Genomic DNA, 25,983 nt, shown 5'->3' with positions numbered 1-25,983 from the left:
TCCCTTCAAGGTTCCCCATTCATTTTAATCAATGATTGGGGAGCTTTTCATTAAAGTCCGAGCTCTTTCCAAATCATCTGAATTTCTTCAGCACTGCGTCCACCGACCATTTTCAAACCATTTGAGAAAATCAAGGTTGGCGTGGCATCCACAGCAAGTTTACGACCGAGTTCGAGGTTACGCTCAATCGGGTTAGCACAACTTTTTTCTTTCGGTTGCACATTCTTTTGTAGCAAGTTTTTCCACGCATAGGCTGGATTAGCATCACACCACACCGATTTTGACACCGCGATCGATTGTGGCTTTAGGGCATAGATAAAGGTATAAATCGTCACATCGGTCAGCTTGTCTAATTCAGCTTCTAATTTTTTACAATATGAACAATTCGGGTCCGAAAACACCGCTAACTCACGCTTACCGTTGCCTTTAACCGTTTTAATCGCATCTTTTAAAGGAAGTTGTTTCCAGTCAATCGAATTTTGTTGAATGACTAAATCTTTGGTCAGGTTCTTTTGATCTTTTAAGCGCACCATAGACCCCACAAACATGTGTTGGGCACTTTCATCCAAATAAATAATCTGATTATCTAGACTGGCACTATATAAACCCGTCATTTCTGTAGGTTGGATGTTGCTGACTTGGATATTGGGATATTGCTTATTTAAATTGCTTTTTAAGCTGTCTACATTGGCAAAACTCAGCGCTGAAATACAGCTCAATAATGAGAACATCCCAATTTTTTTTAACATGTCTGACACTCAATTCAAAAATCAGCGGCTATTGTAATCAGTCTCAAGCCGCTCAACAGCCAAGCTTACTCAGTAACAACCAAAACTCAACCAATTCATGCGATGTTTCACGTGGAACGTCCATTTATCCTGTTCACATCCCCCCATACGCATGCTGCAAGCGATCTATTCAGTAAAAAACTGACAATTTAGGTCCATCACATTGATAATTCTTTAATAATTTTAAAAAGTGCATAGATCAATACCTCGCTTTTTGGAATAATTCGCATCATTCACCAGCACAGTGAAGATGATGGAATAAAATGGTCCAAATCGAGTCACATTGATCTATCATTATTCATTTTCAAGAAACAAAAAAATGTTTCCCTATCGGGATGGATGTCATCGTATTACAGCAATGAACTTCGCTTCATTGTAAAAATTTAGGTAGCTCAATGTATAACGCGGAACTATTAGAAGAAGCCAAAACCTTTATGTTTCACATGCTCAGCAAAGTGGTCGAATATGGGGGGTCTGATTTATTTATCACCGCTGATTTTCCACCGAGCATTAAATTGCAAGGCCTGATGCGTCCATTGGGGCAACAGGCACTTACCGCAGATAAAACCAAGCTATTTGCCTATAGTTTGATGAATGAAAAACAGCGCCAAGAATTTGAAACAGAATGGGAATGTAATTTCGCCATCAATGTGCCGAATGTTTCCCGTTTCCGTGTCAACGTGTTTAAACAACAGCTGCAAATCGGCATGGTGATTCGTACCATTACCTCTGAAATTCCAACCTTTCAAAAGCTGAAACTGCCAGAATCTCTGAAAAATGTGATTATGGAAAAACGTGGTTTAGTGCTGGTTGTTGGCGGTACAGGTTCAGGAAAATCAACCTCTTTAGCGGCCATGATTGACCATCGTAATGAAAACTCAGCGGGACATATCATTACCGTTGAAGACCCAGTGGAATATGTACATAAACACAAAAAATCGATGATTACCCATCGTGAAGTCGGGGTCGATTGTCATTCATGGCAACATGCCTTGAAAAACACACTACGTCAGGCGCCTGATGTGATTCTGATTGGTGAAATCCGTGATACTGAAACCATGGAACATGCAATTTCCTTTGCGGAAACAGGTCATCTTTGCTTAGGTACCTTACACGCCAATAATGCCAACCAAGCACTGGATCGAATTATTAACTTTTTCCCAGAAGAGCGTCGCAATCAATTGCTGATGGATCTTTCATCCAATATGAAAGGGATTATTTCGCAACGCTTGGTACGTACCCAAGATGGCAAAGGTCGTCGTGCTGCAATTGAAATTTTATTGAATACCCCATTGATTGCAGACAATATTCTCAAAGGACAGTTCCACGCACTGAAAGAGATTATGAGCAAATCGCGTGAGCTGGGTATGCAAACCTTCGACCAAGCCTTATTTGAGCTGTATAACGAAGGCGCGATTAGCTATGATGAAGCCTTACGCAATGCCGATTCAGTCAATGAATTGCGTTTACAGATCAAGCTGAAAAGTACTCGCCAAGAAGGCGCGCCCGTTGCAATGATGACTGCGTTAAATGTGGTACAAGAAGAAAAGCCGGAAGAAGAGCAACAAACTGAAGATCAGTGATAAAAAATGGCTTGGATTGAAACACAATCCAAGCCATTAGTAATTGATTTAATTCATTATTTACCAATACAGAACGAACCAAAAATCTTACCAAGCAAATCATCGGCACTGAAATCACCGGTGATTTCACCCAATGCATTCTGTGCCAAACGCAATGACTCGGCCACCAGCTCACCAGCGTTAAACACCACCAACTGCTCACGCGCCTCAGACAAGTAACGCTGAGTACGCTTCATTGCGTCTAAATGACGTGTTCGGGCGATAAAGGTGTCTTCCTCGGGTTGGAAGCCTGCATGCGCTGTAATCGCATCTATGAGCGCCTGAACCCCCATATCCTGTTTGGCTGAGACACGGATATGACGGAAGCCCTGATAATCGGTCATTTCCGCCTGTTGTCCGGTTAAATCGCATTTATTCCCAATCAACAATAAACGCTTTGGCTCCAGATGATCAGCAAAATATTCATGTGCCAGCTGTAAAGGTTCATCGCCTTGATTCAAGTCATATACCAACAGCAATAAATCGGCCTGTTCAATTTCCTTGATCGCACGACGAATCCCTTCCTGCTCGACGATATCGCCCGTTTCACGTAAACCAGCAGTGTCAGTTAAGGTGATCGGCAAGCCATTTAAACTGATCTTTTCATGCAACACATCACGGGTGGTGCCTGCAATATCGGTCACAATGGCACGTTCATGGCCTGCAAGTGCATTTAACAGGCTCGATTTACCCGCATTCGGCTTACCCGCAATCACGACTTGTAAGCCTTCTCGTAGCAATTGGCCTTGCCGCGCAGACTGCTGTACCGCTTGAACCGAGTCTTGTACATCGTCCAACAAGGCCAAAATCTTGCCGTCAGCCAAGAAATCAATTTCTTCTTCTGGAAAATCAATCGCGGCTTCAACATGCAAACGTAAGTGAATCAGCTTTTCTAAAACCGTATTAATTTTGGTTGAAAATGCACCTTGTAAAGAACGAACCGCCGAACGTGCTGCAGCTTGTGATGTCGCATCAATCAAATCGGCAATCGCTTCCGCTTGCACTAAATCCATTTTGCCATTTTCAAAGGCACGCATGGAAAATTCACCCGCCTTTGCGGCTATCGCCCCCAAATCAAGTAAACGTGCTAACAGGGCATTTTGAATGACTGGACCACCATGACCTTGCAGTTCCACTACATCTTCCCCGGTAAAGGAATGCGGGTTTGGAAAACACAATACAATGCCTTCGTCCATTACCGAGCCATCGGCATCACAAAACTGACGGAAACCTGCCATGCGTGCCGCAGGGAGCTTTTTCTGGGTCAGTTGCTCTGCTATTGCATAAGCTTTTGGTCCAGAGAGTCGAATCACCCCCACACCACCACGACCTAATGGGGTAGCAATCGCAGCAATTGTGGTTTGATGTTGCATGTTAAATTCACCTAAAAAACGCAAGGGTTGTTGGGTTCAACCGCTAAATACAAACAAAGAAAAATCCGCCTAAGATTACCATCTTAAGCGGATTTATTCAGTAAAAGTTCGAACTTAAGCGCTCGGCTCAACCTTGTTGAGACGGTCTTTTTCGACACCTTTGTTAATAAACCATTGTTGCAAAATGGTAATACTGTTGTTGACGATCCAGTAAAGCACTAAGCCCGCAGGGAAGAACAACATGAATACCGTAAACATGATAGGCATGATACGGAACACTTTCGCCTGCATTGGATCAGTCGGTTGTGGGTTCAGCATTTGCTGAACGAACATAGTCACACCCATGATCAACGGCAAGATAAACCATGGATCCATTGCAGATAAATCTTGAATCCAGCCTAACCACGGTGCATGACGGAGTTCAACTGATTCCATCAATACCCAATACAAAGCTAAGAAAATCGGCATTTGTAACAGCAATGGCAAGCAACCAGACAATGGGTTGACTTGTTCACGCTTGTATAACGCCATCATTTCTTGCGAGAAACGCATGCGGTCTTCACCAAATTCTTCTTTCATGCGTTGCATTTCGGGTGCAATCACACGCATTTTCGCCATCGAACGATAACTTTTTGAAGAAAGTGGCCATAAAATCAACTTCACCAAGATCGTCAATAAGATAATTGACCAGCCCCAGTTCCCAATAATGTTATGGAAGAATTGCAAGCCCAAGAACAATAATTTCGCAATTGGCCATAACCAACCATAATCTACAGTTTGGTTTAAACCATCAGCCAAATCTTTCAGCTCAGACTGAACTTTCGGACCAGAATAAAGCTTAGCATCCACTTCCATTGAGGTACCTGCAGGTACATTGATCACTGGAGAGGTGAAGCCCATGATATTCATGCCGTCCGTAGACTGACGTGACTCTAATTTTGCATTATATGGCTGACCATCGGCCTGAGTGAGTTTTAAGTTCCCAGGAATCCATGCGCTCACAAAATAATGCTGAACCATGGCAACCCAGCCGCCTTTGGCTTCAACATTTAATTTTTCGTCATTAAAGTTGGTAAATTTTAACTTGTTATAATGCGCATCTGGTGTACCCCAAGCGCCACCAAGATAAGTACCCAAGGTGAAAATACCTTGTGAAGACTTACCTGGGTCATCCGAATTATCACGCTTTAATTGACCAAACATTTGACCTTGCCAGCTTTGCTGACTGCGGTTAATGACTTGATGTTTAACGGTAATTGGGTAATCGCCTTGCGTGAAGGTGAACGATTTGATCACTTCCACACCTTCAGGTGTTTTAAATACCAACGGCACAGTCAACACTTGCTGTGTTTTACCATCTTTCGACGCAACGCTTTTCGCATCTGCCAAAGTGTATGCTGTTTTTTCAACATCATACATTGGACGACCGCCACGGCTGCTATCTGGTCCATTTAAACCAATTAAACCAGATTGAGCGACGTAAGTACGTTTCGCATCGCTTTCCAGCATGACAAACGGTTTGTCGCTGTCTTTGCTTTCATCATGGCTTAACAATTCAATACGGACGATATCACCACCTTTTGGATTGATCCACAGATGATAAAGATCAGTTTGTACTGAAATCAGTTGCTGACTCACAGATGTATTATGTTCTGTGGCTTGTGATGCAGTCACATTTGCTTGTGGCAAGTCTGAAGCCGCTGTTGCATTTTGAGCATTTGGCAAATCTGCAGATACTTCATGTGCAGTCACAGCAGCCGCTTGTTGTTGCGGTGCTGGTGCAGCATGACCATAATCTTTTTGCCAAGCCAAAATAAGCAAATATGCGGTAACAAACATGGCTCCAAGAATTGCAAATCTGGCCCATTGTTGCATATCTATAATCCCAAATGGTTAGAGAGATTTTGCTTGAATAAACGATCACGAAAGGGTACAGCAACGTGATGCATTTGAGAATCTATTTGATGAAACGAAATAAAACGAAGTGCTTTACGAGGCACTGGATCATAGCCTGACCCACCCCAAGGATGACAACGGCAAATTCGCTTAGTCGATAACCATACACCTTTGACCGCGCCATGTGTCTGCAAGGCTTCGATTGCATATTGCGAACAAGTGGGAATATAGCGACAACGAGGACCCAATAATGGACTAATTGCGATTTGGTAACATCTTATCAACCAATGCAGTAAACGTACCATTGGAGATCTCTAATTTTGGAGGGATGTCACAACGACTTTGGAATGCTTCTTTGCTAAGCGTTGTAATTTTTGCCAAGCAAAATCTAATTGTTGATGTAATTCTTGATTTGCGATTGCTTCTATACCTACTTTAGGCATCACCACAATATCGATATCAGCATTAAATTGCGCTTGATGTAAACGAAAGCTCTCCCGAGCAAGACGTTTTATTCGATTTCGTTCATGTGCACGACGCACCTTTTTTTTAGCAACGACAATACCCAAACGGCTTTTCGGCTGTTCGGTTAATTTTGCTAAAAAAAGGAAATGGGGCTGATGCACTTTAAAAAGCGCACCATCAAATACACTTTTATAATCAGCGGCACAACGAATACGAGATTCAGTGCCGAAACTGTAAAGTGTCATCACCCAAGTCTGGTCAGCTTAACAGTATTAAACAGTTAAGCTATGACGACCTTTTGCACGACGACGAGCTAAAACTTGACGACCTGCTTTAGTAGCCATACGAGCGCGGAAACCATGAACGCGTTTACGCTTTAATTCAGATGGTTGGAAAGTACGTTTCATTTCGAAACTCCAAAATGATCTTTCTATAAAGGTCCGCGATTTTATTGCGCAATGTTTACGCTGTCAATGAAAAATCAAAAACTTTACATTTTCTTTGTTCTGTTTTGAAGCAATAAAACTGCTCGAAGTTATATGCTTTTATTGAAAACAAAAAATATACACAAGCTATCTATTTAAATAATATCAGTATTCGTCTATATTCACAGCTTACAAACAAGCTTATCAACAATCCATCTTCTGATTTAAATTTAATTCTTGGATTTTGAATTTAAATTTCGATATGCTCAGTTATCCACAATTTGAGTAAACCCTATAAGTAAATTCAAATTTTAAAATTTAAATTTATTCTTATTAGGGCGCATTTATTCTGTGGAAAGTGATGTTTTTTCATGAATAAACATAAAGTTATGCTGTGGATAAGCATGTTTTTATCAATTTTATAGTTTGTGGATAACTTTGAGCTTAAAACTATCCACAGCTTGTGCAAAAAGTTATGCACATGTGGTTTTGAATTTAAATTTATAAACGAATGCTGTCTTTTTCAGCAAAAGTCCCATAAATTGTCCTGACAGATGTGGATAACTTGGTTAGAATGGCGACCCCTTTGAAAGATGAGGGGTGACGGTTTTTTATTTTTGAATTTAAAAAATGGATATATAGGGGATGCACATGCTCTGGACAGACTGCTTAACTCGCTTGCGACAAGAGCTATCTGATAACGTCTTTGCGATGTGGATTCGTCCTTTGGTTGCTGAAGAGGTTGATGGTGTGATGCGTTTATACGCACCGAACCCCTATTGGACGCGTTATATTCAAGATAACCATTTAGAACTGATTTCTATTCTTGCGGAACAATTGTCGGAAGGCCGAGTTCGTCAGGTTGAAATTCTGGTTGATTCACGTCCTGGGACAATTTTGTCTTCTAATGAGCAACCTGCAACCACAACAGCAGCGTTGAGTAGCGCACCTGTTGCTGTTCCAACAAAAGTAAAAAAAGAATCTGATTTGGTTCAACCCAGTCAAAATGTCACTAAAATACCGAAGAAAAGACAACTCAATCCATTATTTACCTTCTCTTTGTTTGTTGAAGGTCGTTCTAACCAAATGGCTGCTGAAACCTGCCGTAAAGTTTTAACCCAGTTAGGCGCTTCACAACACAACCCTTTATTTTTGTATGGCCCGACAGGTCTAGGTAAAACCCATTTAATGCAGGCCGTGGGTAATGCGTTGTTACAAGCCAAGCCAAATGCACGTGTGATGTATATGACTTCGGAAAGTTTTGTACAGGACTTTGTCAGTTCATTGCAAAAAGGTAAGGTTGAAGAGTTTAAGAAAAACTGTCGTTCTTTAGATTTATTGTTGGTCGATGATATTCATTTACTCGCAGGAAAAGAAGCAAGCCTTGTTGAATTTTTCTATACATTCAATGCCTTATTGGATGAGTCTAAACAAATTATTTTAACCTCAGATCGTTATCCAAAAGAACTCACTGAACTTGATCCACGTTTAGTTTCTCGCTTTTCATGGGGTTTATCTGTGGGGGTTGAACCGCCAGATATCGAAACCCGTATCGAGATCTTGCTGAAAAAAGCTGAAAATAGTGGTGTTGATTTACCGCGGAACTGTGCTTTGTTTATTGCACAACAAGTGGTTGCAAACGTACGTGAGCTTGAAGGTGCGCTGAATAAAGTGGTCGCGATTTCACGTTTCAAGGGGACCGTCATTGACCTAGATGTCGTACGAGAGTCGTTAAAAGATGTTTTGGCGATTCGTGCACGGACCATTAGTGTGGAAAACATCCAGCGGGTGGTGAGTGAATACTTCCGAATTCCACTCAAAGAATTGATTGGTCCAAAACGTACCCGTATTTATGCACGCCCACGTCAATTGGCCATGGGTTTGGCACGTGAATTAACTGGGGATAGTTTTCCGGAAATTGGTATGGCTTTTGGTGGCCGTGACCACAGTACCGTGATGCATGCCTGTGAAAAAGTGGTCAGCTTGCGTGAAGAAGACCCTATTTTTAATGAAGACTATAAAAATTTACTGCGCTTGTTACAAAGTTAATCTATTTTTCAGAGTTGCAAACACTTTTTAAGTGCAGCATAGTACACTGCTAACATTCATATCGGCTTCTGTTGTAAGAGGAATAAAATCGTGCGTTTGAAAATCGCTAAAGAAAGTTTAGTCAATGTTTTATCCCATGTGGTGGGGGCTGTTGAACGCCGTCATACCTTGAATATTCTTTCAAACGTTAAAATTCAAACCACACAACAGGCTTTAACCATTACAGGTTCTGACTTAGAAGTTGAATTGGTTGCCAGCACCACGTTAGCAGAAGGTGCTTGCTTGGAAGCGGGTGAAACCACGGTTCCTGCACGTAAACTGGTCGAAATTTGTAAATCTCTTCCGACAGCAGCTTTGATTGATCTGCAAATTACTGAAGATCAACGTTGTATTTTAAAGTCGGGCAATAGCCGTTTCGTTTTGGGTACACTTCCTGCGGAAGATTATCCATTGTTAACTACTGAAAATAGCCAAGGGACACAAGTTCAGGTAACGCAGCGCGAATTGAAGCGTTTATTTGAAAAAACGGCCTTTGCCATGGCTGTACAAGATGTCCGTTTTTACCTGACTGGTACTTTGCTGGAAATTGATCAAAATCAATTACGTACAGTAACCACTGATGGACACCGTCTAGCCTTGTGTGAAGTTTTGGCTTCTTCAACAGCAGCAGCGCCGATGCAGGCCATTGTTCCGCGTAAAGCCGTAGGTGAATTACAACGTTTACTGAGTCTTGAAGATGAGCAATTGACCCTATTGATTGGGCGTGAATTGTTGAATGTCACCATTAATACGCCAAGCCGTGATAAAGAGCAGGGTGATATTACCGTTCGTTTCACGACGAAATTAATTGATGGGAAATTCCCAGATTATCGCCGTGTCATTCCAAAAAATGGTGATAAACATGTGTTTATTGCACATGATGTGTTTAAACAGTCGTTGCAGCGTGTTGCCATTTTAAGTAATGAAAAACTGCGTGGTGTTTTCTTGAATTTTAATCAAGATTCATTACAGTTACGCGCCAATAACCCAGAACAAGATGAAGCAGTAGAAGATATTGCAATTCAATATCAAGATGCACCCTTAGAAATGTCATTTAATGCACAATATATTCTTGAAGTACTCGGTGTACTGGATGGTGATGATGTGAAAATGAGCATGAGCGAAGCCAATCAATCGGTGCTTGTCCAAGATCCAGCCCACCCTGATCAAACCTATGTTGTGATGCCAATGCGAGTTTAATGGCGAGATTTGAGTTTTAAAGCATGCAAATCACGCGTTTAAATATCGAACGTGTACGTAATTTAAAAACGGTTGCGCTCCATGAGTTGCAACCGTTTAATATTTTTTACGGCGCAAATGGTTCTGGCAAAACTTCAGTTCTCGAGTCCATTCATTTACTGGCAACTGGTCGTTCATTTCGTACCCATATTCCCAAACATTACATTCAATATGAAGCTGGAGATGCGATTGTATTTGCGCAATCTGCCAGTGAACGTATTGGTATGCAAAAGTTGGCTTCGGGCGAACAGGTGATTAAGGTCAATGGCGATACCATTGCGACACAAGGTCAACTGGCAAAATTATTGCCTTTACAGCATATCGATCCACAGAGTACCGATATTATTGACCATGGTGCAAAGCCTCGGCGACAGTTATTAGATTGGTTAATGTTCCACGTGGAACCTGAGTTTTATTTTGCATGGCAGTATTATTCTCGGGCACTCAAACAACGCAATAGTTTGCTCAAGACACGGCGCAATCTGACTTTGGCTGATTTGGAGCCTTGGAATAAAATGCTCAGTGATTATGGTGAAATGCTGCATTCACAACGGGTCAGTATTGTTGAGCAATGGAATCAATTTTTCCATGAGGATTTAAAGCAACTTCTACCTAATCTTGAGATTGAACTGGAATACAATCCGGGTTTTCATACTGAGCAAGGTCTATTGCAGGACTTGGTTCAGCAGCATCAAAAAGACCTCGATCGACGTTATACTGAGTACGGTCCGCATCGCGCTGATTTACGTTTAAAAACGCCTTTTGGCAATGCCGATGATGTGCTCTCTCGCGGGCAAAAAAAGTTGTTAATCATGGCATTAAAACTGTCACAAATTGCAATGCTACATGCGAGTAATAAGGAAACTGTGGTATTATTAGATGATCTGACAGCAGAGTTAGATGAGACTGCACAACAACGTTTAATTGAGCGATTGAGTCAGTTAGGAAGTCAAGTTTTTATGACCACCTTAGACCATGCGTCGGTATTAAAACACTTACAGGATTTGTCGATTTCTTTTCAATTATTCCACGTTGTTCACGGTCAAGTCAGTCTTGCTGCGCCATAATTTTATTTTTCATCTTTAAATAGATCAATATTACTAGGGAGTAACCATGAGTTCAGAGTCTCAATCAGTCTCTCAAACAGAACAAACAAATGAAAAGGCTTATGATTCCTCTAGTATTAAAGTATTACGTGGATTAGATGCGGTTCGTAAACGTCCTGGCATGTATATCGGTGACACCGATGATGGGACAGGTCTACACCATATGGTGTTTGAGGTGGTGGATAACGCCATCGATGAAGCTTTAGCAGGACACTGTGACGAGATTATCGTGACGATTCATGAAGATGAATCTGTTAGTGTCTCGGATAATGGTCGTGGAATTCCAACCGATATTCACCCAGAAGAAGGGGTGTCGGCGGCAGAGGTGATTCTGACTATCCTGCATGCAGGTGGTAAATTTGATGACAACAGTTATAAGGTGTCGGGTGGTTTACACGGTGTAGGTGTCTCAGTTGTAAATGCCCTATCTAAAAAATTGCATTTGACCATTCACCGTGCTGGTCAAATCCATGAACAAGAATACGCGCATGGCGATCCGCAATATTCATTAAAAGTTGTTGGTGAAACCGATACATCGGGTACAACAGTTCGTTTCTGGCCGAGTGAACTCACCTTTAGCCAAACGATTTTTAATGTCGATATTTTGGCTCGCCGTTTAAGAGAACTCTCTTTTCTAAACGCCGGCGTGCGAATTGTATTGCGTGATGAGCGTGTAAACTTCGAACATGTTTATGATTATGAAGGTGGTTTATCTGAGTTTGTTAAATACATTAACGAAGGTAAAACCCATTTAAATGAGATTTTCCATTTCACCGCTGATACGGATAGTGGTATTGCCGTTGAAGTTGCATTGCAATGGAATGAGAGTTATCAAGAAAACGTTCGTTGCTTTACCAACAATATTCCACAAAAAGATGGTGGTACACACCTTGCAGGTTTCCGTGCTGCGTTAACCCGTGGTTTAAACCAGTATCTTGAAAGTGAAAATATTCTTAAGAAAGAAAAAGTTGCTGTCACAGGTGATGATGCGCGTGAAGGCTTGACTGCAATTATTTCAGTGAAAGTTCCTGATCCAAAATTCTCTTCACAAACCAAAGAAAAACTGGTGTCGAGTGAAGTGAAACCTGCGGTAGAGCAGGCCATGAATAAAGAGTTTTCTGCATACTTGCTCGAAAACCCTCAAGCGGCGAAATCAATTGCAGGCAAAATTATTGATGCAGCGCGTGCGCGTGATGCAGCACGTAAAGCACGTGAAATGACCCGACGTAAGAGTGCTTTGGATATTGCTGGCTTACCGGGTAAATTGGCAGACTGTCAGGAAAAAGATCCTGCATTGTCTGAACTGTATCTGGTCGAGGGTGACTCTGCGGGCGGTAGTGCCAAACAAGGTCGTAACCGTAAAATGCAGGCAATTTTACCGCTAAAAGGTAAAATCCTGAACGTAGAACGTGCACGTTTTGACAAGATGATTTCAAGCCAAGAAGTCGGTACTTTAATTACCGCTTTGGGCTGTGGTATTGGTCGGGAAGAATATAATCCAGACAAATTACGTTATCACAAAATCATCATCATGACCGATGCGGACGTGGATGGTTCACATATTCGTACTTTGTTATTGACCTTCTTCTTCCGTCAAATGCCAGAATTGGTTGAGCGTGGCTATATCTATATTGCGCAGCCACCTTTGTATAAGCTGAAGAAAGGTAAGCATGAGCAGTACATGAAAGACAATGATGCACTGGAAACCTTCTTGATTTCCAATGCGATTGATGAACTTGCATTACATGTCAGCGCTGAGGCACCTGCGATTAATGGGGCTGCATTAGCCAGTGTTATTGCTGACTATCAAGTGTCACAAAAAAGCTTACAACGCCTCACTCAACGTTATCCTGCAAGTTTGTTGGATGGTTTACTTGAGCTGGATGCATTTAAAACAGATCACAACCATGAACGCGACTATGTTGAAACATGGGCAGAGCAATTACGTGTTGCAATTGAAAAATTACAACCAAGCTTACGTCCCGAGATTACATTAGAAGCATTTGAGCGTGAAAATGCGCAGGGCGAGAAATCAGCACATTATTGGCCACGCGTCACCGTGTATGTGCATAACTTACCGCATTCATATCTATTAGATGCTGGTCTGTTAAATTCTGCTGAATATGCGCGTTTACTGAAGAACTCGAAGAGCTGGTTCAAGTTGCTTGAAGAAGGGGCTTATCTACAAAAAGGTGATCGCCGTATTCAGGTGAGCAATTTCCATCAAGTCTGGCAGCACATTTTACAAGACTCACGTCGCGGTATGATGATCCAACGCTATAAAGGTTTGGGTGAGATGAACGCAGAGCAACTTTGGGAAACCACGATGGATCCTGAAAACCGTAATATGTTGCAAGTGACCATTGATGATGCGATTGAAGCTGATCGTATGTTCTCATGCTTGATGGGTGATGACGTAGAACCGCGTCGTGCTTTTATTGAAGAAAATGCGTTAAATGCAGATATTGATGCTTAATTAGTTTAGGCATCAATATCAAACAAAAGAGCTTATCTTTTGCGCTGTAAAAGATAAGCTCTCCATCCTGCAACCAATAGAGGGAGTAGGGTAATGATCAAAAAAATAACATCTGCAATACCATCCATCAGCAGCATGCCAACAATTCCTAAAATACTGCATAAAGCCAACAGCCATAAGACACTTAACTTATTCCATAGTTGCATTGTTGACTCCTTTTAAGCCTTTTTGTTGGCGTTTTGCCCACCATAACCATGCGCCATTTAAAGTGATAAATAAGGTGAGTAAGGTACATAGACTCCATAAGATCTTGAGGGGCATGCCGCCGTAATTGCCAAAATGCAGTGGTTGTGACAGTAAGATGGCTTTTAGATAGGTGGGTAATTCCTCAATAGTATCGACTTGTCCTGTTTCTGCATTGACCAAGGCGACTTTTAGCATCTTCTCTTTTAAGCCCTCATTGCCTTGTAGTAATACCATATAGTGACCTTGGGTGGCGTATTCTGTTTTAGGGTAGAACACACTGGTGGGGTGCCAATCTGTTTGACCTTTCTGGGCGGCGGCATAGACCTGATCAATGCTTAAATTTGGATGAATCACACTGGCATGCTGATATTTGTCTTGGAGGGCTTTCAGTTCAGTCATTTGCCAAACTCCAATCGCAACCGTACCAAAACCCAGTAGAAATCCAGTTAAGGTCACGACCAAGGCCCAACCGAGGATTGCAGAGCCAATTAAATTATGTAGGTCGAGCTGTAATAGTCGCTGACCCTTTCTAAAACGAAGAATGCCCAAAAAGAATTTTTTCACATAAGGGGCATAGACCACCAAGCCAGAAACCAAAGATAAGAACACTAATAAAGCAATCAGTGCCCCAATCAATTGTCCAATAAAACCTAGAAACCAGTTGGCATGTAGTTCCAGTAAGAAGCCAGTCAAAGTATCTCGTTCATTTGGTCGATCAATCAGCGTTGCAGAACCAATATCTGCAAACAACCAACGCGCTTGTTCAAAGCTTTGTTCAGGTTTCGCCATCCCGATGAGGAGTACACCAGGATGATGCTCAGGGTCATAGCCTGTGCTGATAATCTGCTCAGTAGGGTAGGTTCTCTGTGCAGTCGTGATTGAGTCGGCTAGCGGTCGTTGTTGTTGTAAAGAAGAATGTAGAGCCGTGGGCTCGACACCAAGTGCATGATCAATCTCTTCATGGAAAATCAGAATGACCCCAGTGATGGATAAAATCGCAAAGGGCACTACAATCACCAAACTGACCCAGCGATGAATCCATAAGTTAATGCGAAACCAGCGCGAGTTGGTTTTTTTAATGGCAGTTGCTGTTTGCTTCATAACTGATTTTCCAATGAGGATGAGTGCATTGGGCTTCCTTAAGATTTGTGGTTTTATGAAGTGATTTTATTTTTATTGATAATTATTTTCATTATTATTTACTATTGTTTTTTACGTTCCACGTGAAACCTTACACTGAATAAAATGATTAAAAAAAGGTAGTCTATGAAATCGCCTACCTATCAATGATCTATTTAAGCTTGAAATGAATGAATAATCAGATTGCTGTTAGCAAAAGTGTTTATTAACTTTCGACAAAGTCACTCACTTGAATCAAAGCATGGCCGAACAGGTATCCAGCAGTGACCAAGACGCTGATCCACAGTAATGCACCCAAGATGTTATAAATAACGAAATGGCTATAGTTCATGTTGCTTGAACCTGCTGCTAACGGCGCAAATGAACGGGCAAAAGGAATAAAACGAGCCAGCAAAATGGTTTTTCCGCCGTGTTTTAGAAAGAACACATTGGTTTTTTGTAGATATTCTTGCTTAATAAATCGTGATTTCATATTGAAAATACGGTCGCCAAAATGACGACCAATATGGTAGTTCACCATATAGCCCAGTGCTGCTGCAAAGAACAGTAAGCTGATCATATAACCAAGATGCATGATTTCAACCACAGAGCATAATGCACCCACAGTGAGTAACAGACTGTCTCCGGGTAAGAAGAACATAAAAACAAAAGCGGTTTCTGAAAAAATAATCAGAAAAAGGATGAAATAAATCCATAAGCCATATTCTTGAACCAAGACCGGTAGAATATGTTCAAAATTAAAAATAAAATCTAAAGAATTCATTCAGTTTGTATGATCCAAAATAGAGTACTCACCAAATTAAAGTACAAAAAATGTGAAATGAATTTAACCCTCAGGATTCATTCGTCACTTATAAATTTACAACAGAGGGGGCTGAGTATATCGAGCCTGAGCCTAAAGCTCAATTTTCTCAGAAAATTCCAATTTTACCTTATCTTAAATTCTCGACAAATTCATGACATTTTTAATGATATTCATAGTGTTTTTAAGTATCCAAAGCATCTTTTAAGGCCATAAATGGGATGCTTCTGTTTAAACAAATGACCTTAAACGTTGGGATTCATACACACTCAAACAGAGATGTGTATGAATCAGCTGGCAGCTTAATCTGCAAAAGAGCTTTCCAACTCTTCCAGTTCCATCATCAGCTCTAATAGCTGTTCTTCATGCTGTTCCAACTTGGCTTTGAGCTCATTTTGTTCATTCATCAGCTTGATCAAATCATTTTTACGGTCGGCCTCATATAGGGCACTATCCGCTAAAGCATGTTCAATCTCAGCTAAGCGTGGCTGAACCTTTTCAATTTGAGCTTCGACTTTTTCGATGTTTTTACGAATTGGCCGCGTCATTTCACGGCGACGAGCTGCTTCTTTACGTTGCGCTTCCTTATCTACTTTTGCGACAGGGGCTTGGGTCGTTGTAGTTTGCTGTTGTGAGGCATTTTGTGCATTGATCTGTTGTTGGCGTGCTTCACGTAACCACTTGGCGTAGTCTTGTAGATCACCTGCAAATTCTGTGCATTGACCTGCATGTACTAATAACAAGTCATCACAGACACTGGCAATCAACTGACGTTCATGCGACACCAGCACCACCGCACCATCAAAGTCCTGTAGCGCCATGGTCAGTGCCAGACGCATATCCAAGTCCAAATGGTTGGTTGGTTCGTCCAGAATCAAGACATTGGGACGTTGCCATACAATCAATGCCAGCGCCAGACGCGCACGTTCGCCGCCTGAGAAGCTTTCACATGGGGTGTCCATACGCTCGCCACTGAAGCCAAAACTACCTAAAAAGGCACGCAAAGCCGCTTCACTGATGTGCTTGTCGGCAATACGTGCCAATTGCAGCATTGGGCTGGCATGGGCATCCAAGGCATCCATTTGATGTTGAGCAAAGTACCCAATATTGAGCAGTTCAGAGGCTTTGCGCTCCCCTGCGAGCAGTGGTAAATCACCGACAAGGGTCTTGATCAAGGTTGATTTACCTGCACCATTCATCCCGAGTAAACCAATACGTGAACTTGGGGTGATTTGCAGACGAATTTTTTCAGCAATGATTTTATCGCCGTAGCCAATTGTAGCGGCATCCAAACTCAGTAGAGGTGAACTCATTTTGGTCGGTTCACGGAAGCTAAAAGTAAATGGCGTATCAATATGCGCAGGCGCCAATTGTTGCATACGCTCAAGCTGCTTAATTCGACTTTGTGCCTGACGTGCTTTGGTGGCCTTGGCTTTAAAGCGGTCAATAAACTTTTGTAGATGTGCACGCGTTTCTTGCTGCTTCTCAAAGGCTTGTTGTTGCTGGGCTAAGCGTTCGCTACGGGTGGTTTCAAAAGTGGAATAATTTCCGGTATATAAGGTCAGTTCTTGATTTTCGATATGTAGAATATGATCGGTAATGGCGTCGAGGAAATCACGATCATGTGAAATCAGGACCAATGTACCTTCATAAGCTTTGAGCCAGTCTTCTAACCACAAGATCGCATCCAAGTCCAAATGGTTAGTCGGTTCATCCAATAACAGCAGGTCTGAACGGCTCATGAGGGTACGCGCCAAGTTCAAACGCATGCGCCACCCGCCCGAGAAGCTCGCGACATTTAATTTTAATTGATGATCGAGAAAGCCGAGACCTGCCATCAATTGTGCTGCTTTGGCAGGCGCTGCATAGCCATGGATCTCATCGAAACGGCCATGTAGTCGAGCCAAATCATCATTACTGAGTTGATCTGGATGCGCTAATTTTTCTTGAATGTCCCAATATTCTTCATCACCAGACAAAACAAAATCAATTGCTGGCATTTCCAAGGCTTTAATTTCTTGTGCCATGTGAGCCACAGTCCACACCGCAGGGCGAGTCAAATTGCCCTCATCTGCGACCAAGTCTCCTAAAAATGCAGCAAATAAGGTCGATTTACCTGCACCATTCACCCCAGTAAGACCAATTTTCCAGCCTGGATGAAGCTGCATTGAAGCTTTTTGGAATAAAACTCGCCCACCACGGCGTAATGAAACTTGGTCAAATTGGATCATGAGCATGCAAAATAGCGAATAGATAGCTGCATTTTAAGGTGATCGCCCATGAATGCAAATTTTTATATTGAAGATCAAATTGTTCGAATTGAGCTGATCAACCAATGATAAAATAGAGTAAAAGCTCTATTTTTGTGATGCGAATCAGATTATTATTTAAATTATATGAAAAATAAGCAACAAGATTAAAAGTAGCAGCATAGGATTTAAGGATGAACAAGGGAATTCTTGCATTGGGGGCAATGCTGGTGTTGGGGACCTATACAGAAACACATGCAGCGATCAAAATTTGTGTTTTTGATTTGTTGGGGAAATCAGGAGAAGCCTATAAGGCCATGGAAGAGTGGGCCTTGGCTGCTAAAGCATGGCGTGGTGATACCTTTCTGATCAGCTATCAGAATGAAGCGTTGGCAGAAAATGATTTTGAACAAGGCAAATGCGATGGCGTCTATATGACCTCGATGCGTGCGCGCCGTTATAACAAATTTGCAGGTTCAATTGATGCCATTGGAGCGGTGCCTAGCTATGCGATTGCACAGAAAGCGATTAGTTTTGCTTTGGACAAGCGTAATCAACGCCGTTTGATCAGCACCGTTGATAATGAAAATTATGAGGTTGCAGGAATTTCACAAATTGGCTTGGCCTATATCTTTGTCAAAGACAAGAAGATGAATACCATTGAGCAAATCAAAGGCAAAAAATTTGCAGTGCTGGGCTATGACGAAGCTCAAAAGATCGTGGTGAAAAACCTAGGTGGACAAGCGGTACTTGCGGATATCTCTGATATCGCCAAAAAGTTTAATACGGGTCAGGCCGATATTATGGCGGCACCTGCTTATGCCTATAAGCCTTTAGAATTATCAAAGGGATTGGGAAGTGAGGGTGCGATTATTACGTTCCCTGCGGTGAATATGACTATGGACTTGATCATCCGTCCTGAAAAATTCTCCGGTAATTTTGGTCAAAACTCTCGGGCTTGGTTTCTGAGTCGTCTGAATACCAATTTCGCACTGATCCAGCGTCTTGAATCAGAACTGCCAGCCAAATACAAAATCAACCTCAGTAACGAGGATAAAACCCGTTATCAGCAAATCTTGCGTGAGGCACGTATGGGATTGACCAAGCGTGGTATTTACGATGCCAGCATGATGAGTGTACTGAAACGCGCGCGTTGTACGGTAGACCGAACCAATTTTGAATGTAGCTTGGGCGGTGAGTAAATCGGGATTACAGGACACGTTTTATCGCCTACCCATCTTCAGATCTGATTCTGTGATACAGATGGGTAAAACAGATGAAAACCCGACATATGTATATAAAAGCGCTATTCTTTTGGTCAAAATCTGACTATATTGAATAAGCGCTGATGGAAAATTGTGCAAAATAGCAAAGTAAGGGAAAAACAAGATGAAAAAAGGACTTTGGGCATTGAGTGCTACAGCTCTATTTGTCATGAGCACTCCTGTACAGGCAAAACAACAAATTTGTGTTTTTGATTTATTGGGTAAGGCTGGGGAGTCTTATAAACTGATTGAAGAATGGAAGCTTGCCTCTAAAACATGGCAGGGTGATGTAGAATTAATTCCTTATCAAGACGAAGAAAAAGCGGAAAAAGATTTTGATGCAGGCAAGTGTGATGGGGTCTATATGACTTCGATGCGTGCACGTAAATATAATAAGTTTGCAGGTTCAGTCGATGCTGTCGGCGCAGTCACCAGTAATGCTATTGCACAAAAGGCGATTACGTATGTACTGGATAAACGCAATCAACATCGTTTAACCGCAACGGTCAATGGTGATAAATTCGAAGTCGTAGGGATTATCCAAGTGGGGTTAGCGTATATCTTTGTTCGCGACAAAAAGATCGATACCATTGAAAAAGCCAAAGGTCGAAAATTTGCATATTTACACTATGATCAAGCGCAAAAGGCCATTGTTGAAAGTATCGATCTGGTTGCTGTGCCATCGGATATTTCTGATTTTGTGAAAAAATTTAATAGTGGTCAGGTGGATGTGATTGCGGCACCCGCATATGCCTATAAGCCTTTAGAAATTAGTAAAGGCTTGGTCAATGGTGCATTATTTAACTTTCCTGTGGTGAATATTACGGGGGATTTAATTATTCGCCCTGCGCAATTCCCAAGTGGTTTTGGTCCACAATCTCGACAATGGTTCGTGAATAAACTGCCAAGTAACTTTGCCATGGTGCAACGTTTGGAAGCGGGAATGAATGCAAAAAAGATTACCTTGACCAATGAAGATAAAACCCGTTACCAAAAAATGTTACGGGATGGACGTATGAATTTAACCAAGCAAGGCGTATATGATGCGAGTATGATGAATGTGCTGAAGCGTGCCCGTTGTACGGTTGAACGAACCAACTTTGAGTGTACTTTGAGTGGTGAATAAAAAAGGAGAATAACTGAGTAGATCTAAATCTATACATAAAATTAGGTATATATAACAAAATTGCCTATGAAAATAATAGAAATAGATAAAAGAGGGTAAAAAGTAAACAATCTAGTCATAAAAATAGAGTATAAGCTCTATTTTTTTTCAAAAAACATGATTAATATTTGCTTCGAACAAGGAGACAAACATAAAGTTTGTGAAAGGATGAAAAATATGAAAAAAATTGCACTTGCTCTTGCAGCAACTTCGATCTTTGGTGTATCTGCTTCTACTCAAGCAGCAATAGATGTGTGTGTATTCGACTTATTAGGAAAGTCAGGTGAATCATACAAAATGATGCAAGACTGGGCACTCGCAGCAAAAGGCTGGGGCGCTGATGTCAACTTACTTGCAATCACGGATGAACAGGTTGCAGACAATAACTTTAAAGCGGGTAAATGTGCTGCTGTTGCGATGACAGCAATGCGTGCTCGTCCTTATAACAAATTTGCGGGTTCAGTCGATTCATTGGGCGGTGCGCCAAGCAATGAAGTTGCACAACGTGCGATTACTTATGTATTGGATGCACGTAATGCAGCCAAAATGACCACCAATTTGGGTGGTAACAAATATGAAGTTGCAGGTATCGCTCCAATGGGTGCTGCTTACATTTTCGTACGTGACAAGAGCATTAACTCAATTGAAAAAGCAGCGGGTAAAAAATTCGCCGTATTGGGTTATGACGATGCGCAAAAAATCATGGTTCAACGTGTAGGCGCGCAAGCGGTACTTTCTGATATTTCTAACTTTGCCGCTAAATTTAATAACGGCCAAGTAGATATGGTCGGTGCACCTGCTTATGCTTACAAACCATTAGAATTAAGCAAAGGCTTAGGTTCAAATGGTGCGATGTTTAACTTCCCAGTACTACAAGTGACTGCGGATCTTGTGATTCGTCCAGAGAAATTCCCTGCGGGTTTCGGTCAAAAATCTCGTGATTACTTTGTGAAGCAGCTTCCAAAAGCATTCGCTATGATCAAACGTTATGAAGCTGAAATTCCAGCGAAGTACAAAATGAACTTAACAGCTGAAGACACATTGAAATATCAAAAATTAATGCGTGATGGCCGTTTAGAAATGACCAAGCGTGGTATTTACGATGCGGGTATGATGTCAGTTTTGAAGAAAGCGCGTTGTTCAGTAGACAAAGCAAACTTTGAATGTGCATTACCGGGTGAATAATTCATAATTGTCAAAATCAAGACTTAAAGCCTAGATTTATCTAGGCTTTTTGTTTTTCAATGCTTGTCATTTGAGTCATTGTCTTTATTTTCAAAGATCGTAATCATAGCAACATACAGGAAACCAAATGAAATCCTAAAGATTTAAAATGTGGTTTAATCAGGATGATTGAACCAAATGGAATTAAAAATACAGATTCATTTGAAAACCCAGAGCAGGATGTCAGCTAATTTTTTAATGTTTGGGTGTGATGCAACAACAATCAGCATAGATGCAAAGGAAAAATAAAATGCAATGGTTTAAAACTTTATTACTTACGACTGGGATCGCCGCGGTATCTGCGGGCACTCAGGCAAAACAAACAATTTGTGTATTTGATATCGTGGGAAAGAGTGGCGATGTTTATGCATTAATGAAGGATTATCAACTCGCGGCAAAAACTTGGGGCGCTGATATTGAGCTTAAAGTTGGAACGAATGAAGCGGTAATTGCAGAAGACTTTAAAGCAGGAAAATGTGATGGCGTGAGTATCACAGGAATGCGTGGTCGTCAGTTTAACCAATTTACGGGTTCATTGGATGCAATCGGGGCGATTACCGACCTTAAATTGGCCGTTAAAGTGATGCAGGGTTTAGCCAGCCCGACCTTTGCTAAAGCGATGGTGAATGGAAAATATGAGGTGGTTGGTGTTATTCCTGTGGGTGATGCCTATTTATTGGTGAATGACCGTAATATCAATACAGTTGCCAAGGCAGCAGGTAAGAAAATCGCCGTTTTAGATTATGACGAAGCACAAAAAATTATGGCTTCACAAGTCGGTGCACAGGCTGTAAGTTCCGATATCACCAATTTTGGTGCTAAGTTTAACAATGGTCAGGTGGATATTATTGGTGCACCGGCCGCTGCCTTTAAACCTTTGGAACTGTATAAGGGCTTGGGAACCAAAGGGGCGATTGTGAATTACCCAATTCTACAAGTAACTGGTAATTTAATCATTCATCCAGATAAATTCCCTGCTGGTTTTGGTCAAAAATCTCGAGAGTGGGTGAAGGCACAATTGCCACGTGCATTTACCATTCTTGGAAAAATGAAAGCAGACATTCCACAAAAATATTGGATGGAAGTTCCAGCTTCTGATAAACCCGGCTATCAAAAATTAATGCGTGAAGCGCGTATTAATCTGACCGCTAAAGGAATCTATGACAAGCGTATGATGAAATTGCTATGGCAATTCCGTTGTCGTGAAGATGCCAAGAATTTTGAATGTGGCCTACAAGACGAGAACTACAAATAATCGTATAAAAAGTCTTTAACAGCACTTTAAACTTCAAATACAGACCCGATATTGAGTATGCTATACTGAATATCGGGTCTTTTATTTATTAAAGACGAAGTGAAGTCGAGGAAAGTCCATCATGAACGCCCAAGCTCTAGAATTGTCAGATAATGCTGCCAAAAAAGTTCGCCAACTACGCGAAAGTGAAGGCAATAACGACCTTATGTTACGTGTTTATGTAACGGGTGGTGGTTGTTCAGGCTTCTCTTATGGCTTTAATTTTGCTGAAAGCGTCAATGAAGATGATGCTGAGTTTATGAATGGCGATGTAAAAATGTTGGTAGATTCTTTAAGCTACCAGTATTTGATCGGCTCAGTTGTTGATTATCTTGAAGGACTGGAAGGTTCACGCTTTGTGATTCAGAACCCGAATGCGACCACAACGTGTGGCTGTGGTTCATCATTCTCGATCTAACAGATTCTAGATATATAAAAAAAAGCTTCTCCGATTGAGAAGCTTTTTTGTTTTATACCGTGGTGATTGTTCCGAGGATACGATCACCTGCTGCACCCGTCACCGCAGGTAAATTGCCACTCAGTTGTTGTACAAAGCGCATAGCCAACCATGCAAAAGCAGTTGCCTCAACCCAAGTTGGCGCTAGACCAAGCGCATCCGTGGTTTGCACTGACCAATTATGTTTACGTAGACGCCAACGCAGTTGCTCAAGTAAATGTGAGTTATAGGCACCGCCACCACAGACATAGATTTCACCTGTCGGCATCCATTCCTTGCTACGATAAATTGCTTTTTTAATCGCACGTGTGGTGAGTTTCATTAAGGTCGCTTGAACATTCTCTGGCGTATCTTCTAATTCCTCGTACTCTAGCCCATTGCGCCAATCGCTGAGCTGTTCATCCAGCCACTCCAGATTAAAGTCTTCGCGACCTGTGCTCTTTGGTGGTTCTTTGGCAAAAAATTCATGATTCTGTAGACGATCCAATAAAGAACGAATTGGATTACCATAGGCAGCCCAGTCGCCATTTTCATCATAAGGATGTCCCGTGTGGCGATGACACCAAGCATCCATCAAAATGTTGGCAGGCCCTGTATCAAAGCCATATACGCCGTTTAAATCATTTGCAGGCAGCATGCTGACATTGGCAATACCGCCTAAATTTAAAATGACACGGTGAATACTGTCATGTAGGAATAAGGCTTGATGGAAGGCGGGTACCAACGGTGCACCTTGGCCACCTGCTGCCATATCACGACGACGGAAATCAGACACCACAGGCAGTTGCGTGATTTCGGTAATGATATTGGGATCACCAATTTGTAAGGTAAAACCATGTTCAGGACGATGGCGAATGGTTTGCCCATGTGAACCGATGGCTTTAATTTGAGTGCGATCTAAATTATTCTTTTCAATCAGTTCATTAATGCCATGCCCAATCATTTGCGCTAAAGCAACATCAGCTTTACCCATACGATCAATTTCGTTGTCATCTGGAAGGGTCAACGCCATTAACTCATCACGTAGCTCAGGCTCAAAAGACACGGTTAGCGTGGCATGCAGCGTTAAAGGGTCGAATGAAGTTGCAACAATATCAACACCATCCATGCTCGTGCCTGTCATTACACCAATATAGATTGCGCTCATATACAACTTATCCTGCAAGATGCTGAAAAAATGTTAGTATATCGCACAAATTGAATAACTGATGTGTTTAGGTTTTGTGATGTCAAATTTCTTGCCAGCCGAAGAACAGCTTGCTCTCATTCAACGAGGCACGCACGAGATTATCTCTGAAGAAGATTTATTGAAAAAACTCAAAGAGAATCGTCCACTCCGTGTAAAAGCAGGCTTTGACCCAACGGCTCCTGATTTACACTTAGGACATACGGTTCTAATTAATAAATTAAAAACTTTTCAAGATTTGGGACATGAAGTCACCTTCTTGATTGGTGACTATACTGCCATGATTGGTGACCCGTCTGGGAAAAGCGCAACACGTCCGCCGTTGTCTCGTGAGCAAGTTGAAGCCAACGCGAAAACCTATCAAGAACAAGTTTTTAAAATTTTAGATCCGAATAAAACCAAAGTTCGTTTTAACTCGGAATGGTTTAATCAAAGAACAGCAGCTGATTTAATTCAATTGGCTAGCCAGCAAACCGTATCACGTATGTTAGAACGTGATGACTTTACTAAACGCTATAACAACCATCAACCGATTGCGATTCATGAATTTTTGTATCCCTTGGTACAAGGCTATGATTCGATTGCGCTTGAAGCAGATGTCGAGTTAGGTGGTACAGACCAGACCTTTAACTTGTTAATGGGGCGTACCCTACAAGGTCGTTACGGTCAAGAATCGCAAGTGTGTATTACTGTGCCGATTCTTGAAGGTTTGGATGGTGTCAATAAGATGTCTAAATCTTTAGGTAACTATATTGGTGTATTTGATACCCCAGGTGCGATGTATCAAAAAATCCTGTCGATGCCAGATAGCTTGATTGAACGTTACTTCGATCTATTGAGCTTTAAGTCACTTGACGAAATCAAAGTACTGCTTGATGAAATGGCTGCAGGTCGTAACCCGCAAGAAATCAAACGTATCTTGGCACTGGAGTTGGTTGAACGTTTCCATGATGCAGAAGCGGCTGAAAATGCACATAAGAGTGCCGGTAACCGTGTAACTGAAGGCGAAGTACCAGAAGATACCCCAGAAGTGACCATTTCTCGTGGCGAGTTTGGTGGTGAGTTATTTATTGCAACCATTCTGCGTGTTGCAGGTTTAAACCCGAATGCAGCAGCAGCGAAAGACGCCGTGGGTCGTGGTGCAGTTAAAGTTGACTGGAATGTGGTTGATATGAGCTATTCTGTAAAAGAGAATGTCACTTTAATCATCCAATCTGGTAAAAAAGCCATTGCACGTGTGACTTTCACTGACTAAACCGAAAAGAAAATAATAAAAAGCAGGCCATGAGCCTGCTTTTTATACATAAATAGCTGATAAAAACAACGAAAACACTGATTTTGTAGAAAAAAGAAACATGCAAAAGAAAATAATAAAAAAGGGGGTTGCACCTAGTCTGAAATACTGTAGAATGCACATCCATCGGCGGTGATGCAGATAAAAACTTGTTGAGAAACAAGGATTTGGCTAGAAAGGTTA

General features: G+C 41.7%; 22 protein-coding genes. 11 read left to right on the top strand and 11 right to left on the bottom strand.

All coding sequences use genetic code 11. The features are described 5' to 3' along the window. Positions 1 to 50: 50 nt before the first annotated feature. Positions 51 to 749 (bottom strand): DsbC family protein, encoded by a 699-nt coding sequence (locus MN869_RS18390; protein WP_243308984.1) that lies wholly within the window; start codon positions 747 to 749, stop codon positions 51 to 53. Positions 750 to 1,183: 434 nt separating this feature from the next. Between MN869_RS18390 and MN869_RS18385 the strand changes: the two genes are divergently transcribed. After that, complete coding sequence (locus MN869_RS18385) at positions 1,184 to 2,371, top strand: PilT/PilU family type 4a pilus ATPase (protein WP_243308983.1); 1,188 nt, start codon at positions 1,184 to 1,186, stop codon at positions 2,369 to 2,371. Between the two features lie 56 nt (positions 2,372 to 2,427). Here MN869_RS18385 and mnmE read toward each other — a convergent pair whose 3' ends face one another. The 5 genes from mnmE to rpmH all read right to left on the bottom strand — a co-directional run bounded on the left by mnmE (position 2,428) and on the right by rpmH (position 6,551). Then, entirely contained in the window at positions 2,428 to 3,783 is a 1,356-nt protein-coding gene (gene mnmE, locus MN869_RS18380) for a tRNA uridine-5-carboxymethylaminomethyl(34) synthesis GTPase MnmE (RefSeq protein WP_243308981.1), read from the bottom strand. A 114-nt stretch (positions 3,784 to 3,897) separates the two neighbouring features. After that, on the bottom strand, positions 3,898 to 5,658 hold the full coding sequence (yidC, locus tag MN869_RS18375; protein ID WP_171552279.1) for a membrane protein insertase YidC: 1,761 nt from the start codon (positions 5,656 to 5,658) through the stop codon (positions 3,898 to 3,900). A gap of 2 nt (positions 5,659 to 5,660) precedes the next feature. Next, the gene (gene yidD, locus MN869_RS18370; protein WP_004803336.1) at positions 5,661 to 5,984 is read right to left on the bottom strand and encodes a membrane protein insertion efficiency factor YidD; all 324 of its coding nucleotides are present in this window, start codon (positions 5,982 to 5,984) and stop codon (positions 5,661 to 5,663) included. A 9-nt stretch (positions 5,985 to 5,993) separates the two neighbouring features. Beyond that, positions 5,994 to 6,389, bottom strand: a complete 396-nt coding sequence (gene rnpA / locus MN869_RS18365; protein ID WP_004656857.1) for a ribonuclease P protein component — start codon at positions 6,387 to 6,389, stop codon at positions 5,994 to 5,996. Positions 6,390 to 6,416: 27 nt separating this feature from the next. Next, positions 6,417 to 6,551, bottom strand: coding sequence for a 50S ribosomal protein L34 (gene rpmH / locus MN869_RS18360; RefSeq protein WP_000831329.1), 135 nt, complete (start codon positions 6,549 to 6,551; stop codon positions 6,417 to 6,419). Between the two features lie 669 nt (positions 6,552 to 7,220). Here rpmH and dnaA point away from each other — a divergent pair. The 4 genes from dnaA (at position 7,221) to gyrB (ending at position 13,478) form a co-directional block, all read left to right on the top strand. Beyond that, positions 7,221 to 8,618, top strand: a complete 1,398-nt coding sequence (dnaA, locus tag MN869_RS18355) for a chromosomal replication initiator protein DnaA (protein ID WP_004803339.1) — start codon at positions 7,221 to 7,223, stop codon at positions 8,616 to 8,618. A 90-nt stretch (positions 8,619 to 8,708) separates the two neighbouring features. Next, positions 8,709 to 9,857: a DNA polymerase III subunit beta gene (dnaN, locus tag MN869_RS18350; RefSeq protein ID WP_005201768.1), complete on the top strand. Its 1,149-nt coding sequence runs from the start codon at positions 8,709 to 8,711 to the stop codon at positions 9,855 to 9,857. A 23-nt stretch (positions 9,858 to 9,880) separates the two neighbouring features. Then, positions 9,881 to 10,963, top strand: a complete 1,083-nt coding sequence (gene recF, locus MN869_RS18345; protein ID WP_243308979.1) for a DNA replication/repair protein RecF — start codon at positions 9,881 to 9,883, stop codon at positions 10,961 to 10,963. A 46-nt stretch (positions 10,964 to 11,009) separates the two neighbouring features. Next, positions 11,010 to 13,478 carry a DNA topoisomerase (ATP-hydrolyzing) subunit B gene (gyrB, locus tag MN869_RS18340; RefSeq protein WP_243308977.1) on the top strand — a complete coding sequence of 823 codons (2,469 nt, stop codon included), beginning with the start codon at positions 11,010 to 11,012 and terminating at the stop codon, positions 13,476 to 13,478. A 32-nt stretch (positions 13,479 to 13,510) separates the two neighbouring features. Here the strand turns inward: gyrB and MN869_RS18335 are convergent, their stop codons facing one another. The 4 genes from MN869_RS18335 to MN869_RS18320 form a co-directional block, all read right to left on the bottom strand. After that, the gene (locus tag MN869_RS18335) at positions 13,511 to 13,684 is read right to left on the bottom strand and encodes a hypothetical protein (RefSeq protein ID WP_241313308.1); all 174 of its coding nucleotides are present in this window, start codon (positions 13,682 to 13,684) and stop codon (positions 13,511 to 13,513) included. Beyond that, the gene (locus MN869_RS18330) at positions 13,668 to 14,825 is read right to left on the bottom strand and encodes a PepSY-associated TM helix domain-containing protein (protein WP_243308975.1); all 1,158 of its coding nucleotides are present in this window, start codon (positions 14,823 to 14,825) and stop codon (positions 13,668 to 13,670) included. The genes MN869_RS18335 and MN869_RS18330 overlap by 17 nt, the downstream gene beginning before the upstream one ends. A 244-nt stretch (positions 14,826 to 15,069) precedes the next feature. Beyond that, entirely contained in the window at positions 15,070 to 15,627 is a 558-nt protein-coding gene (locus tag MN869_RS18325; protein WP_243308973.1) for a VTT domain-containing protein, read from the bottom strand. Positions 15,628 to 15,968: 341 nt separating this feature from the next. Continuing rightward, positions 15,969 to 17,897 carry an ATP-binding cassette domain-containing protein gene (locus tag MN869_RS18320; protein WP_243308972.1) on the bottom strand — a complete coding sequence of 643 codons (1,929 nt, stop codon included), beginning with the start codon at positions 17,895 to 17,897 and terminating at the stop codon, positions 15,969 to 15,971. 212 nt (positions 17,898 to 18,109) lie between these two features. Between MN869_RS18320 and MN869_RS18315 the strand changes: the two genes are divergently transcribed. The 5 genes from MN869_RS18315 (at position 18,110) to erpA (ending at position 23,281) form a co-directional block, all read left to right on the top strand. Beyond that, on the top strand, positions 18,110 to 19,117 hold the full coding sequence (locus MN869_RS18315; protein WP_243308969.1) for a putative solute-binding protein: 1,008 nt from the start codon (positions 18,110 to 18,112) through the stop codon (positions 19,115 to 19,117). Positions 19,118 to 19,304: 187 nt separating this feature from the next. Beyond that, positions 19,305 to 20,306 carry a putative solute-binding protein gene (locus MN869_RS18310; protein WP_243308967.1) on the top strand — a complete coding sequence of 334 codons (1,002 nt, stop codon included), beginning with the start codon at positions 19,305 to 19,307 and terminating at the stop codon, positions 20,304 to 20,306. Positions 20,307 to 20,522: 216 nt separating this feature from the next. After that, complete coding sequence (locus MN869_RS18305; protein ID WP_243308965.1) at positions 20,523 to 21,530, top strand: putative solute-binding protein; 1,008 nt, start codon at positions 20,523 to 20,525, stop codon at positions 21,528 to 21,530. A 289-nt stretch (positions 21,531 to 21,819) separates the two neighbouring features. Next, positions 21,820 to 22,824, top strand: a complete 1,005-nt coding sequence (locus tag MN869_RS18300) for a putative solute-binding protein (protein WP_243308963.1) — start codon at positions 21,820 to 21,822, stop codon at positions 22,822 to 22,824. Between the two features lie 121 nt (positions 22,825 to 22,945). Next, positions 22,946 to 23,281: an iron-sulfur cluster insertion protein ErpA gene (gene erpA / locus MN869_RS18295; protein ID WP_005186235.1), complete on the top strand. Its 336-nt coding sequence runs from the start codon at positions 22,946 to 22,948 to the stop codon at positions 23,279 to 23,281. 52 nt (positions 23,282 to 23,333) lie between these two features. Here the strand turns inward: erpA and MN869_RS18290 are convergent, their stop codons facing one another. Continuing rightward, the gene (locus MN869_RS18290; protein ID WP_243308960.1) at positions 23,334 to 24,467 is read right to left on the bottom strand and encodes an anhydro-N-acetylmuramic acid kinase; all 1,134 of its coding nucleotides are present in this window, start codon (positions 24,465 to 24,467) and stop codon (positions 23,334 to 23,336) included. A 61-nt stretch (positions 24,468 to 24,528) separates the two neighbouring features. Between MN869_RS18290 and tyrS the strand changes: the two genes are divergently transcribed. Then, positions 24,529 to 25,761, top strand: coding sequence for a tyrosine--tRNA ligase (tyrS, locus tag MN869_RS18285; RefSeq protein WP_016543200.1), 1,233 nt, complete (start codon positions 24,529 to 24,531; stop codon positions 25,759 to 25,761). The last annotated feature ends 222 nt before the right edge of the window (positions 25,762 to 25,983 follow it).

This window comes from Acinetobacter sp. NIPH1876, assembly GCF_022808535.1.
Classification (GTDB): domain Bacteria; phylum Pseudomonadota; class Gammaproteobacteria; order Pseudomonadales; family Moraxellaceae; genus Acinetobacter; species Acinetobacter higginsii.
This window is presented reverse-complemented; position numbering and strand designations above follow the sequence as displayed.

Coding starts and splice junctions, on each gene's coding strand:
- MN869_RS18390 (WP_243308984.1), bottom strand. CDS start 749: ATGTTAAAAAAAATTGGGATGTTCTCATTATTGAGCTGTATTTCAGCG.
- MN869_RS18385 (WP_243308983.1), top strand. CDS start 1,184: ATGTATAACGCGGAACTATTAGAAGAAGCCAAAACCTTTATGTTTCAC.
- mnmE (WP_243308981.1), bottom strand. CDS start 3,783: ATGCAACATCAAACCACAATTGCTGCGATTGCTACCCCATTAGGTCGT.
- yidC (WP_171552279.1), bottom strand. CDS start 5,658: ATGCAACAATGGGCCAGATTTGCAATTCTTGGAGCCATGTTTGTTACC.
- yidD (WP_004803336.1), bottom strand. CDS start 5,984: ATGGTACGTTTACTGCATTGGTTGATAAGATGTTACCAAATCGCAATT.
- rnpA (WP_004656857.1), bottom strand. CDS start 6,389: ATGACACTTTACAGTTTCGGCACTGAATCTCGTATTCGTTGTGCCGCT.
- rpmH (WP_000831329.1), bottom strand. CDS start 6,551: ATGAAACGTACTTTCCAACCATCTGAATTAAAGCGTAAACGCGTTCAT.
- dnaA (WP_004803339.1), top strand. CDS start 7,221: ATGCTCTGGACAGACTGCTTAACTCGCTTGCGACAAGAGCTATCTGAT.
- recF (WP_243308979.1), top strand. CDS start 9,881: ATGCAAATCACGCGTTTAAATATCGAACGTGTACGTAATTTAAAAACG.
- gyrB (WP_243308977.1), top strand. CDS start 11,010: ATGAGTTCAGAGTCTCAATCAGTCTCTCAAACAGAACAAACAAATGAA.
- MN869_RS18335 (WP_241313308.1), bottom strand. CDS start 13,684: ATGCAACTATGGAATAAGTTAAGTGTCTTATGGCTGTTGGCTTTATGC.
- MN869_RS18330 (WP_243308975.1), bottom strand. CDS start 14,825: ATGAAGCAAACAGCAACTGCCATTAAAAAAACCAACTCGCGCTGGTTT.
- MN869_RS18325 (WP_243308973.1), bottom strand. CDS start 15,627: ATGAATTCTTTAGATTTTATTTTTAATTTTGAACATATTCTACCGGTC.
- MN869_RS18320 (WP_243308972.1), bottom strand. CDS start 17,897: ATGATCCAATTTGACCAAGTTTCATTACGCCGTGGTGGGCGAGTTTTA.
- MN869_RS18315 (WP_243308969.1), top strand. CDS start 18,110: ATGAACAAGGGAATTCTTGCATTGGGGGCAATGCTGGTGTTGGGGACC.
- MN869_RS18310 (WP_243308967.1), top strand. CDS start 19,305: ATGAAAAAAGGACTTTGGGCATTGAGTGCTACAGCTCTATTTGTCATG.
- MN869_RS18305 (WP_243308965.1), top strand. CDS start 20,523: ATGAAAAAAATTGCACTTGCTCTTGCAGCAACTTCGATCTTTGGTGTA.
- MN869_RS18300 (WP_243308963.1), top strand. CDS start 21,820: ATGCAATGGTTTAAAACTTTATTACTTACGACTGGGATCGCCGCGGTA.
- erpA (WP_005186235.1), top strand. CDS start 22,946: ATGAACGCCCAAGCTCTAGAATTGTCAGATAATGCTGCCAAAAAAGTT.
- MN869_RS18290 (WP_243308960.1), bottom strand. CDS start 24,467: ATGAGCGCAATCTATATTGGTGTAATGACAGGCACGAGCATGGATGGT.
- tyrS (WP_016543200.1), top strand. CDS start 24,529: ATGTGTTTAGGTTTTGTGATGTCAAATTTCTTGCCAGCCGAAGAACAG.